This is a genomic window from Marinobacterium sp. NO-S09 (assembly GCF_059179545.1).
The window spans coordinates 2,320,932-2,333,341 of sequence record NZ_CP168954.1; the positions used below are offsets into that span (position 1 = coordinate 2,320,932).

The 12,410-nt window shown below is 55.6% G+C and carries 10 protein-coding genes; 9 read left to right on the forward strand and 1 reads right to left on the reverse strand.

Annotation, left to right across the window (positions count from 1 at the left end; genetic code table 11):
- Window positions 1-76 precede the first annotated feature (76 nt).
- The 3 genes from cysB (at window position 77) to O3C79_RS10770 (ending at window position 2,986) form a co-directional block, all read left to right on the forward strand.
- Window positions 77-1,051 (forward strand): HTH-type transcriptional regulator CysB, encoded by a 975-nt coding sequence (gene cysB, locus O3C79_RS10760; protein ID WP_010323954.1) that lies wholly within the window; start codon window positions 77-79, stop codon window positions 1,049-1,051.
- 61 nt (window positions 1,052-1,112) lie between these two features.
- Window positions 1,113-1,730 (forward strand): bifunctional phosphoserine phosphatase/homoserine phosphotransferase ThrH, encoded by a 618-nt coding sequence (gene thrH, locus O3C79_RS10765; RefSeq protein WP_076462491.1) that lies wholly within the window; start codon window positions 1,113-1,115, stop codon window positions 1,728-1,730.
- A gap of 17 nt (window positions 1,731-1,747) precedes the next feature.
- Complete coding sequence (locus O3C79_RS10770) at window positions 1,748-2,986, forward strand: peptidoglycan DD-metalloendopeptidase family protein (protein WP_494383098.1); 1,239 nt, start codon at window positions 1,748-1,750, stop codon at window positions 2,984-2,986.
- Here the strand turns inward: O3C79_RS10770 and pabB are convergent.
- Window positions 2,983-4,359, reverse strand: coding sequence for an aminodeoxychorismate synthase component I (gene pabB, locus O3C79_RS10775; protein WP_494383099.1), 1,377 nt, complete (start codon window positions 4,357-4,359; stop codon window positions 2,983-2,985). The two genes, O3C79_RS10770 and pabB, sit on opposite strands and share 4 nt — an antisense overlap.
- A 102-nt stretch (window positions 4,360-4,461) precedes the next feature.
- Here pabB and O3C79_RS10780 point away from each other — a divergent pair, with 102 nt between their 5' ends.
- The 6 genes from O3C79_RS10780 (at window position 4,462) to prpF (ending at window position 12,404) form a co-directional block, all read left to right on the forward strand.
- Window positions 4,462-5,328 carry an alpha/beta fold hydrolase gene (locus tag O3C79_RS10780; protein ID WP_494383100.1) on the forward strand — a complete coding sequence of 289 codons (867 nt, stop codon included), beginning with the start codon at window positions 4,462-4,464 and terminating at the stop codon, window positions 5,326-5,328.
- Between the two features lie 129 nt (window positions 5,329-5,457).
- Window positions 5,458-6,180, forward strand: coding sequence for a GntR family transcriptional regulator (locus O3C79_RS10785; RefSeq protein ID WP_010323959.1), 723 nt, complete (start codon window positions 5,458-5,460; stop codon window positions 6,178-6,180).
- Entirely contained in the window at window positions 6,173-7,066 is an 894-nt protein-coding gene (prpB, locus tag O3C79_RS10790) for a methylisocitrate lyase (RefSeq protein ID WP_010323960.1), read from the forward strand. The genes O3C79_RS10785 and prpB overlap by 8 nt, the downstream gene beginning before the upstream one ends.
- Window positions 7,067-7,149: 83 nt before the next feature.
- Window positions 7,150-8,280 (forward strand): bifunctional 2-methylcitrate synthase/citrate synthase, encoded by a 1,131-nt coding sequence (gene prpC / locus O3C79_RS10795; protein ID WP_494383101.1) that lies wholly within the window; start codon window positions 7,150-7,152, stop codon window positions 8,278-8,280.
- Window positions 8,281-8,395: 115 nt separating this feature from the next.
- A complete protein-coding gene (gene acnD / locus O3C79_RS10800; RefSeq protein WP_494383102.1) occupies window positions 8,396-11,011 on the forward strand; it encodes a Fe/S-dependent 2-methylisocitrate dehydratase AcnD in 2,616 nt (871 codons plus the stop codon).
- Between the two features lie 214 nt (window positions 11,012-11,225).
- The gene (prpF, locus tag O3C79_RS10805) at window positions 11,226-12,404 is read left to right on the forward strand and encodes a 2-methylaconitate cis-trans isomerase PrpF (RefSeq protein ID WP_494383103.1); all 1,179 of its coding nucleotides are present in this window, start codon (window positions 11,226-11,228) and stop codon (window positions 12,402-12,404) included.
- Window positions 12,405-12,410 lie beyond the last annotated feature (6 nt).

Below are 12,410 nucleotides of genomic sequence, written 5' to 3' on the forward strand. Positions count from 1 at the left end.
AGGAAAAGGGTTGGTTGCTTGTTTATTCTATAATGTTATATTGAACCTTGATTTATAAAACTTCGGGCGACGCGAAATGAAACTGCAGCAGCTTCGTTACATCTGGGAAGTAGCACGACATGACCTGAATGTGTCTGCCACCGCGCAGAGTTTGTACACCTCTCAGCCGGGCATCAGTAAGCAGATTCGTTTGCTTGAAGATGAGCTGGGTGTTGAGGTGTTTGCACGCAGTGGTAAGCATCTGACGCGGGTTACGCCGGCGGGTGAAGCGATTCTGGAGATTGCCGGAGAAGTGCTGCAGAAGTGTGATGCCATTCGTCAGGTCGCCCAGGAGTTCAGCGATGAGCGCAAGGGCAAGCTGGAAGTGGCTACCACACATACCCAGGCTCGCTATGCGCTGCCGCAGACTATTCACGACTTCATCAAGGACTATCCGGATGTGTCACTGCACATCCATCAGGGTACGCCCATGCAGATCTCAGAGATGGCGGCCGACGGTACGGTTGATTTTGCCATTGCCACCGAAGCGATGTCTCATTTCAGTGATCTGATCATGATGCCCTGCTATCGCTGGAACCGTTCAGTGGTCGTGCCAGAAGGGCATCCGCTGACCGAGTTGCCCGAGCTGACGCTGGAAGCGCTGGCCGAGTGGCCGATCATTACCTATGTGTTTGGTTTTACAGGCCGCTCCAAGCTCGACGAAGCCTTTATTAACAAAGGCCTGGAGCCCAAGGTGGTGCTGACGGCGGTCGACTCGGATGTCATCAAGACATACGTACGCCTGGGTCTGGGTGTCGGCATTATTGCCACCATGGCGTTTGAAGATGGACAGGATGATGGTCTGGTAGCACTGGATGCCAGTCATCTTTTTGAACACAGTGTGACGCGTATCGGTTTCCGCAAGGGGACCTTTCTGCGTGGGTACATGTACGACTTCATTCAAACCTTTGCACCTCATCTGACACCGGATCTGGTTCGTCGTGTTCAATCTTGCAGCAATCGACATGATGTGGACGAACTCTTTGCAGGGCTAGAGTTGCCGGAGCATTGAAAGCCTTGATACGACAAGGTAAATTGTGGCGCACTAATATTTATTTACTGGAGGCGTCCGCGTGGAACTGGCTTGTCTTGACCTGGAAGGTGTTCTAATCCCCGAGATCTGGATTGCATTTGCAGAAGAAACCGGTATCGAGGAGCTTAAAGCCACAACCCGGGATATTCCCGATTACGACGTCCTGATGAAGCAGCGCCTGCGTATTCTGGATGAGCATGGTCTGACCCTGCCGCAGATTCAGGATACCATCAGCCGCCTGGCCCCGCTGGAAGGTGCGCGTGACTTCATCGACTGGTTGCGTGAGCGCTTTCAGGTAGTGATTCTTTCCGATACTTTCTATGAGTTCGCGGCACCCCTGATGAAACAGCTGGGTTACCCCACGCTGTTGTGCCACAAGCTTGAGGTGAACGAAGAAGGTCGTATCACTGACTACACGCTGCGCCAGCGTGACCCCAAGCGTCAGTCAGTACGTGCTTTCCAGTTGCTGAACTACCGTGTGATTGCGGCCGGTGACTCCTACAACGATACCACCATGCTGGCTCAGGCCGAGTCCGGTATTCTGTTCCATGCACCGCAGAACGTAATTGAGGAGTTTCCTCAGTTCCCGGCTGTACAGACATTCAGCGATCTCAAGCAGGCGTTTGTTGATGCAAGCGCCCGTGATCTGAAAATCTAAGTGTACGTGAGGTAGGTATGAAGAGGTTTCTGCGCAAGCCATTAATGTTGGGTGTCTTCTTGCCGGCCGTGGCTTTGACGCTTGGTGCCTTTTCATACCAGCCTCTGCACTCTGATCTTAAGCTGCCAATTCAGGCATTGCCGGACAGCGAGCTGGAAACCCCGGAATCACTGAGCCGGGTTGATGTTCGTGTGCCGGACTTTACCTACACAATTCAGCGCGGCGATACGCTCAGCACCATTTTCGACATGCTCGATGTGGGGCAGGCAGCCATGTACCAGGTGCTGGAAAGTGATGTATCCATCCTGGCGCTCGATACACTGAAGCCGGGAGACCAGTTGAGCTTCTGGCTCGACGAAGGGCAGCTTGATCAGCTGGAGCTGCGTTTCAGCCCTGCCCATCAGGTCGTGTTCTCACGTGCAGGGGAAGAAACCTTTGAATACAGTGAAGTGCGTGTTGAAGGTGAATGGAAAGAAGAGGTAGTAGCTGGCGATATTAACGGCAGCTTCTATGTGTCTGCCAAGCGAGCCGGACTGACAGCTTCGGAAATTCAGAAGGTTTCCGCGCTGCTTCAGGACAAGCTTAACTTTCGCCGAGACCTGCGTGCCGGCGACAGTTTTCAGGTTGTGCGTGCCAAGCAGTATATTGAGGGGGAAGCAACGGGTAATACCCGCCTTGAAGGCCTGCGTATCCTGAATCGCTCACGCGAGCTGACGGCGTTCAACTTTGAGGGTCAGTATTTTGACCTCAATGGTGATAGCTTGGCCCGTGCGTTCATGCGTTACCCGACCAAAGGCCGCTACCGCTTGAGTTCTCGCTTCAATCCCTTCCGCAAGCACCCGGTGACAGGTCGTGTGCGTCCGCATAATGGGACCGATTTTGCCACTCCCAAGGGCACGCCGGTACTGGCAACAGGCGATGGTGTGGTGACGCGCGTTACTAAACACCCCTATGCCGGTTTGTACATTGTTATTGAGCATGGGCAGAAGTATAAGACTCGCTTCCTGCACCTGAGCAAGGCATTGGTGAGCAAGGGCCAGACCGTGAGCCGTGGTCAAAAGATAGCGCTTTCGGGTAATTCGGGCCGCTCAACCGGTGCGCATCTGCACTATGAGTTGCATATTAATGGCCGCCCGGTGGATGCCATGAAAGCCGCAATTCCTGTCGCAGAAGGGGTTGATAAGGCCGATCGTCTGGCGTTTGATTCCCTGCGGGATCGCCTGCTGGCACAGATGAATAAGCAGGGGCAGGGTTAAGTACCCAGCCCGTGCAGCAGGTTATTAACCTTGTTAAAGGTTTCCTGATACTCCTCCTCAATTACTGAGTCGGCGACAATTCCGCCACCGGCCCAGCAGTAAATCTCGCCTCTCTGGCACAGCAGTGTACGAATGGTGATGCTTGTGTCCATGCGTCCGCAGCAGCTGATATATCCGATAGAGCCGCAGTACACCGAGCGGCGCTGAGGCTCCAGTTCGTCAATAATTTCCATGGCACGAATCTTGGGTGCGCCGGTGATAGACCCGCCGGGGAAAGCATCCCTGAGCAGGTTAAGTGCCGTTGCACGGGGCTTGAGTGTGCCGCAGACGCTACTGACCAAATGGTGCACATTGGGGTAACTCTCGATGCTGAAAAGCTCTGGCACGTCGACGCTGCCAGGGGCGCAGTTTCGGCTGATATCGTTGCGCAACAGGTCAACGATCATCAGGTTTTCGGCGCGATCTTTCTCGGCAGTGCTCAATTCCTGCGCTAATGCTGCATCTTCCTCCGCGGTTTTGCCACGTGGGCGTGTTCCCTTGATGGGGCGTGTTTCCACTTGTCTGTCGCTGTCCACAAACAGGAATCTTTCAGGTGACAGGGACAGGATCGCACCTTCGGGTGACTCAATGTAGGCTGCGTGGGGGGTTGTCGCCTGTCTGCGCAAGCGTTTATAGGCGTGCCAGGGGTCGCCCTGATACTGAGCCTGGAAGCGTTGGGCAAAGTTGATCTGATAGCAGTCGCCGGCATGGATATAGTCATCGATTTTTTCCAGCGCCAGGCGATATTGATCCGCGCTCAGGTTACTTGCAAATGCTTGTGTCAGCGCGAATGTATCCTGGTCGGAGTTGTCATTGCATGCCGGAGAAACCAGCAGGCTTTTTACCTGGGCAATGACGTCATTAGCCAAGGGATGCCAGATCAATCGACGGCTATTGTCGACATGGTCGATGACAACTGCCCAGAGGTAGCGACCCACCAGAAGCCAGGGATAATCGATATCTGCCTGCGCATGCTCGGGAAGCTGCTCGATAGCACGGCCAAGATCGTAGCCGAAAATACCCATCAGGCCCGCATTGAAAGGGCTGTCAGATAGCGGTTTCGGGCTGCCCAGCTCATCAAGTAATTGTTGCAGGCAGGCGAAAGGGGGCTGGCTTGGGTCCAGTTGCAACGGCTCGCCGTTGCTGTCGCGGCAGCTTAAGCCGGCAGCAGACATGGAAACGAGGCGGTCTGGCCCTGCGGCTATGATGTCGTAGCGTCCGGTGATAGCCTCCGGCTGACTGCTGTCCAATAAGACGGGATGGCCCAGGGGACGAACGCGCTCCAATACCTCGTGTGCATTCAGTCGATTATCCAGTGCCTGTTGCTGTATCACCCGTCACGCCTCTTCAAAATGCGCATTTTACCCTGTACATACCGGGAATCGCGACCCTCTAACCCGTTATAATTAATGGGGTAACCCTTTTTGAGGATCATTATGAAACACCCTTGTCAGATTTCAGAGCATCGACTGGCGCTGCCGGACCAGTCTCTGTGCTACCGCCTGTACCGTAATCCGGACGTCGCCCCCGGTCGGCGCTTACTGCTTGTGCACGGCGCCGGTGTCGCCGGTACTGATACCTGGCATCTGCTCACGGCTTACCTGGCGCATTGGCACGAAATTCTGGTACCTGACCTGCGTGGTGCCGGTGATAGCCACTTTCCTGATCGGAAAGAGTATGCCTTCAAGGTAGAGGAGTTGGTCAGTGACATGGCGTCGCTGCTGGATCACCTGGCCTGGTGGCAGTTCGACTTGGCCGGTTATTCCTTGGGCGGGCTCGTCAGTATGCTATTGAAGCAGCGCTATCCTGATCGGGTCGGCAAGCAGTTTCTGCTGGAGTCTGCGGTGCTCGACCGCCCCGACTGGAATACCACCGTGCAATTGCGTCAGCGTTATTCGGAAGCAGCGGTGCATCTGCGCGATACGGATCATGAGCGGGGCATTGTCCAGTTTCTGGATACCATTTCCCCGAATCGACGGGTGTCACCTCAGGTGCAGGCGGTTGCCGTAAAACGATTGGGACGCAGGCCTGAAGGCTTTGCCTTTGCGCTGGATGCCGTTACTGATGCGATCAACCGAATCGATCGCGAGCAGCTGGTGGCGGCACAGGGAGATGTCAGCAGTTTTATCGGGGGACAAAGTGTCGATTTAATGCATCAGTACCATCTTGGGCTGGCTGAGCGGCTCCCTAACTGGCACTACTTTATAGTCTCGGGTACCGATCATTCCTTGCCATTCCAGAAACCCAGGCAGATCGCACGCAGCATGAATGAAGAGCTGCAGCGGTACCTTGAACAGCACTGAGGGAATCCCCCTAGACTTTTGTAGGATGTCGACAATTTTTCCATTCAGCCATGTTGACGCTCAAGTTTAGCAGCGGTATCGTTGCTTCATTGAACATTGTCGACAATCTTGGTGAGGATCAAACAGGACGTGAAAGAGCAGACAGGGCAGCGCAAAGTAGTGCCGCTTGAACCCGAAACTCGAACCCTTGCAGACCGTGTATGTCAGCAGATCGTGACCGCCATCGTAAAGGGTGAAATCCCGCCGGGTCACAAGATCAGCGAGCCGGAACTGGCACGCACCTATGGCATCAGTCGTGGCCCCTTGCGTGAGGCCATTCGCCGCCTGGAAGGCTGGCGCCTGGTAGAACGCAAGGCGCATGTGGGAGCGCGAGTCGTTCAACTGTCCGCCCATGAGTTGATTGAAATCTATCGCGTCCGTGAGGCCCTGGAAGGCATGGCTTGCCGACAGGCTGCCCAGAACATGACGGATGAAGAGATTGAAAGCCTCAAGCGCCTGCTGGATGAGCATGAAGCATCTGTAGAACAGCGTGAGGGCCGCTCCTACTTCCAGAAAGAGGGCGACCTGGATTTTCACTACCGCATTGTTCAGGGCAGTAAAAATTCCAAATTGCTGGAGTTGCTGGGCGACGATCTTTACCACCTGGTACGCATGTACCGCTATCAATTCAGTGTTTCCAGCTCCCGCCCCAAGCGGGCACTTAAAGAACATCGACAAATCATCGATGCGATCGAGGCGCGCGATGAGGAGTTGGCCGAAATGCTGATGCGCCGACATATCAGCGCGGCGCGTCGCAATATAGAAGCCAAGCTGGATACCGATAACAAACCGGAAGGGGATAAACATGGCTGAAAAACTGACTGCAGGCGGACGTTTCCGCAAAGCACTGGCTGACAGCAATCCGCTGCAGATCGTAGGTACGGTCAATGCCTACAACGCAATGATGGCAACCCGTGTTGGCCACAAGGCGATTTACCTGTCAGGTGGTGGCGTTGCCAATGCATCTTACGGTCTGCCGGATCTGGGCATGACTTCCATGAACGACGTGGTCGAAGATGTACGCCGTATCACCAGCGCTGTTGATACCCCGCTGATGGTTGATATCGATACCGGTTGGGGTGGCGCTTTTAACATTGCCCGCACCATCAAGGAGATGGAAAAGGGCGGTGCAGCTGCCGTTCATATCGAAGACCAGGTTGCCCAGAAGCGTTGTGGTCACCGCCCGAATAAGGAAATCGTCTCTCTGGAAGAGATGGTTGACCGTGTAAAGGCTGCCGTTGATGCCAAAACAGATGATGACTTCTTCGTCATGGCACGTACTGATGCCTTCCAGATGGAAGGTCTGAACGCAGCCGTCGAGCGTGCCCAGGCATGCCTGGAAGCTGGCGCTGACGGTATCTTCGCCGAAGCCGTGCACACTCTGGATGATTACCGCGCCTTCTCAAACGGCATCAACGGTGCTCACCTGCTCGCCAATATCACCGAGTTTGGTGCCACGCCGCTGTTCAATACCTCAGAGCTGTCCGAAGCTGGTGCAACCATGGTGCTGTACCCGCTGTCCGCCTTCCGTGCGGCCAACAAGGCGGCCTTGAATGTGTATGAGCATCTGCTCAATGACGGCGACCAGAAGGCTGTTGTCGACAGCATGCAGACACGCATGGAACTCTACGATTTCCTTAACTACCACGACTTCGAGCAGAAGCTGGACGCCCTCTTTCAGGAAGGCAAAAACAAATAAATATAAGTCATCATCCGCATAGCGGATCGAGAAAACTGGTACAGGGAGGCCTGGCCTCCCGGCAACAGATTAAGGAGTGACAGATGGCAGAAGCAAAGAAACTCGGTGGCGCAGGTCTGCGAGGACAGTCAGCAGGCGAAACCGCACTTTGTACTGTAGGTAAAACAGGTGCCGGTCTGACCTACCGTGGTTACGACATCAAGGAACTGGCTGACAAGGCACAGTTTGAAGAAGTTGCTTACCTGCTGCTGTACGGCAAGCTGCCGAATCAGGCAGAACTGGATGCGTACAAAGCCAAGCTCAAAGGCATGCGTGGTCTGCCTGAAGCCCTGAAAGTGGTGCTGGAACAGATCCCGAAAGATGCGCACCCGATGGACGTTATGCGTACCGGTTGCTCCATGCTGGGTAACCTGGAAACAGAACAGGATTTCTCTGAGCAGCACGATCATATCGACCGTATGCTGGCCGTGTTCCCGTCGATCATCAACTACTGGTACAACTTTGCCCATCACGGCAAACGTATAAACACCGAGACCGACGCTGACTCTATCGGTGAGCACTTCCTGTGGACCCTGCATGACAAGAAGCCGGATCCGCTGCACGTTAAGGTAATGCATGCGTCGCTGATTCTGTACGCCGAGCATGAATTTAACGCCTCAACCTTCACCGCACGTGTCTGTGCTTCCACTCTGTCTGATATACATAGCTGTGTCACCGGCGCAATCGGTTCCCTGCGTGGCCCGCTGCACGGTGGTGCAAACGAAGCTGCGATGGCTATGATTGAACAGTGGAAATCGGCTGATGAAGCTGAAGAAGCGATCATGGGCATGCTGGCGCGCAAGGACAAGATCATGGGCTTCGGCCACGCGATCTATCGTGACTCTGATCCGCGTAACGCGATCATCAAGGAGTGGTCGGAGAAACTGGCAGAGCAGGTGGGTGACACCGTTCTGTATCCGGTGTCCGAGCGTGTTGAAGCGGTGATGTGGCGAGAGAAGAAGCTGTTCTGTAACGCTGACTTCTTCCATGCCTCTGCTTACCACTTCATGGGTATTCCGACCGAGCTGTTCACGCCGATTTTCGTATGTTCGCGTGTGGCCGGCTGGACTGCTCACGTGATGGAGCAGCGCGCCAACAACCGTATTATCCGTCCGTCCGCTGACTACTCTGGTCCGGAATCGGCCGAATGGGTTGCGATCGAAGATCGCGCCTGATCGCTGCGGGGTGCGGTCGAAGTGACCGCACCCATCGCTCCTCGGGATAAAGGCTAAGCGCACTGCGCTCCCAGGCCCGCGTCAATGAACACCTACTCGATGGACTCCCGACGCCATGAATACTGAATTTCGTAAATCTTTGAACGGTACTGACCTGGATTACTTCGACACCCGCGCGGCAGTTGAAGCGATCGAGCCCGGTGCCTACGCCAAACTGCCGTACACCTCACGTGTACTGGCTGAACAGCTGGTACGCCGCTGTGATCCGGCAGCTCTGACTGATTCGCTGAAGCAGCTGATCGAGCGCAAGCGTGACCTGGATTTCCCCTGGTATCCGGCCCGTGTGGTTTGCCATGACATCCTGGGTCAGACGGCGCTGGTGGACCTGGCGGGTCTGCGTGATGCGATTGCTGAAAAGGGTGGCGACCCGGCAAAAGTAAACCCGGTCGTACCGACTCAGCTGATTGTTGACCACTCTCTGGCCGTTGAAGCGCCGGGCTTTGATCCGGATGCGTTCGAGAAGAACCGTGCCATTGAAGACCGTCGTAACGAAGACCGTTTCCATTTCATCGACTGGACCAAGACTGCGTTCAAAAATGTCGATGTAATCCCGGCGGGTAATGGCATCATGCACCAGATCAACCTGGAGAAAATGTCTCCGGTGATCCAGGCGCGTGATGGTGTGGCTTTCCCGGATACCTGTGTCGGTACCGATTCCCATACACCGCACGTAGATGCACTGGGTGTTATCGCTATCGGTGTGGGCGGTCTGGAAGCGGAAACCGTCATGCTGGGCCACCCTTCCATGATGCGTCTGCCTGATATCGTGGGTGTTGAGCTGACCGGTGAGCGCAAACCGGGCATCACTGCGACCGACATCGTGCTGGCGATCACCGAGTTCCTGCGTAAGGAGCGTGTGGTTGGTGCTTATCTGGAATTCTTCGGCGAAGGTGCCGACAGCCTGACCATTGGTGACCGTGCCACTATCTCCAACATGACACCTGAGTATGGTGCCACTGCGGCGATGTTCTACATCGATGGCCAGACCATCGACTACCTGAAGCTGACTGGCCGTGAACCGGAACAGGTTGCTCTGGTTGAACAGTACGCCAAGGAAACCGGCCTGTGGGCTGATGACCTGAAAACGGCAGAATACGAGCGAGTACTGACCTTCGATCTGTCTTCTGTTGAGCGTAACCTGGCGGGCCCGTCCAACCCGCACCGTCGCCTGCCGACGTCTGCACTGCATGATCGCGGTATTGCCGATGAAGACATGCTGGCTGCAGCACGTAAGGAAGAGGAAGAGGGGCTGCTGCCGGATGGCGCCGTCATCATCGCAGCAATTACGTCTTGTACCAATACGTCCAACCCGCGCAACGTGGTAGCAGCCGGTCTGGTAGCCAAGAAGGCTAACGAGCTGGGCCTGATCCGTAAGCCCTGGGTGAAGTCTTCATTTGCACCGGGCTCCAAGGTTGCGCGTCTGTACCTGGAAGAAGCGGGCCTGTTGCCGGAGCTGGAAAAGCTGGGCTTCGGTATCGTCGCTTATGCCTGCACCACCTGTAACGGCATGTCTGGAGCTCTGGATCCGAAGATCCAGCAGGAAATCATTGATCGCGACCTGTACGCAACTGCCGTGCTGTCCGGTAACCGTAACTTCGATGGCCGTATCCACCCGTACGCCAAGCAGGCGTTCCTGGCGTCTCCACCGCTTGTCGTGGCCTACGCCATCGCCGGTACCGTGCGCTTTGACATCGAGAAGGATGTACTTGGCACCGATCAGAACGGTAACCCCGTTACCCTGAAGGACCTGTGGCCGTCGGACGAAGAGATCGATGCAATCGTCAAGGAAAGCGTTAAGCCGGAACAGTTCAAGCAGGTCTACATCCCGATGTTCGACCTGGGTCAGGTTGAAGAAGCGGAAAGCCCGCTGTACGACTGGCGAGAAATGTCCACCTACATCCGTCGTCCGCCGTACTGGGAAGGTGCGCTGGCCGGTGAGCGTACTCTGACGGGCATGCGTCCGCTGGCGGTACTGGGTGACAACATCACCACTGACCACCTGTCACCGTCAAACGCGATTCTGGCCAGCTCTGCAGCCGGTGAATACCTGGCCAAGATGGGCCTGCCGGAGGAGGACTTTAACTCCTACGCGACTCACCGTGGTGACCACCTGACAGCTCAGCGTGCAACCTTCGCCAACCCGAAACTGTTGAACGAAATGTGTCGTGATGACAAGGGTGAGGTGATTCAGGGCTCTCTGGCACGCCTTGAGCCGGAAGGTCAGCAGATGCGCATGTGGGAGGTGATCGAAGCCTACATGAATCGTAAGCAGAATCTGATCATCGTTGCCGGTGCTGACTACGGTCAGGGCTCGTCACGTGACTGGGCTGCCAAAGGTGTTCGCCTGGCAGGTGTGGAAGCGATTGTGGCTGAAGGCTTCGAGCGTATCCACCGCACCAACCTTGTCGGCATGGGCGTATTGCCGATGCAGTTCAAGGAAGGCGAGACTCGCCACACGTATAACATCGACGGTACCGAGACCTACGATGTGAAAGGTGAAATCGCGCCAGGTGCTGAACTGACGCTGGTAGTGAACCGTGCCAACGGTGAATCCGTTGAAGTGCCGGTTATCTGCCGTCTGGATACTGCTGCCGAGGTGGAAACCTACAAGTACGGCGGTGTTCTTCAGCGTTTCGCCAAGGAGTTCCTGCAGGCTGAAGGCGCTGCCTGATTCCGCAACTCCACTGATATATCCCGGGCCGGCACTGCTGGCTCGGGTTTTTCCCGGAGCAGGTGCTGCTACCGTGCCGGGATGTAACTGCACCGGACACGCCGTAAACCCGCCCATGGCAACAGACGGTCCGCTGCAGCCACACCCCGTCTCGTCCTCAAGTTCCTTCTGGCTCTCCTGCATTCGGCAACCGACTTATTTTTGGAGCATCTACATGTCCAGTGTTCCCCAGATCAAAGTACCGGCTACTTATATCCGTGGCGGTACCAGTAAAGGCGTTTTCTTCCGTCGTCAGGACCTGCCGGAAGCCTGCCAGGAGCCCGGAGAAGCCCGCGACAAACTGCTGATGCGAGTGATCGGCAGCCCCGATCCCTATGGTCAGCAGATCGACGGTATGGGCGGTGCCACCTCGTCTACCTCCAAAACCGTTATTCTGGATAAAAGTACCCAGCCCGATCATGATGTTGACTACCTGTTCGGTCAGGTAGCGATCAACAAGGCATTCGTGGACTGGTCAGGCAACTGTGGCAACCTCACCGCAGCGGTTGGTGCATTCGCCATCAGTGGTGGCCTGGTCGATGCGGATCGTATTCCTGAGAACGGTATCTGCACCGTTCGCATCTGGCAGAAGAATATCCAGAAAACGATTATCGCCCATGTGCCAATCACCAATGGTGAAGTGCAGGAAACCGGTGATTTCGAACTGGATGGTGTCACTTTCCCGGCCGCCGAAGTGGTGATCGAGTTCATGGACCCGGCCGATGGTGAGGGCTCCATGTTCCCCACCGGTAATCTGGTCGATGATCTGGAAGTACCGGGAGTAGGTACTTTCAAGGCGACCATGATCAACGCCGGTATCCCGACCATTTTCGTGAATGCAGCCGATATCGGTTATACCGGTACCGAACTGCAGAAAGATATCAATGGCAATGCTGAAGCGCTGGCGCGTTTTGAAACCATGCGTGCCTATGGTGCCGTCAAGATGGGCCTGATCAAGGACATTGAAGAGGCTGTTGCGCGTCAGCATACGCCTAAAATTGCGTTTGTAGCGCCGGCGACTGACTATGAAGCCTCCAGCGGCAAGCAGATCAGTGCAGATGACATCGATGTCTGTGTACGTGCCCTGTCCATGGGTAAGCTGCACCATGCCATGATGGGAACAGCCTCGGTTGCGATTGCGACGGCAGCGGCTGTGCCGGGGACCTTGGTTAATTTGGCGGCGGGTGGCGGCCCGCGTGATGCGGTGACCTTTGGTCATCCTTCAGGCACCTTGAAAGTCGGTGCTGCTGCCGAAGAAGTTCAGGGTGAATGGACGGCTAAAAAGGCCGTTATGAGCCGCAGTGCTCGTGTCCTTATGGAAGGTACCGTGCGAGTACCGGGTGATACCTTCTAATCGACC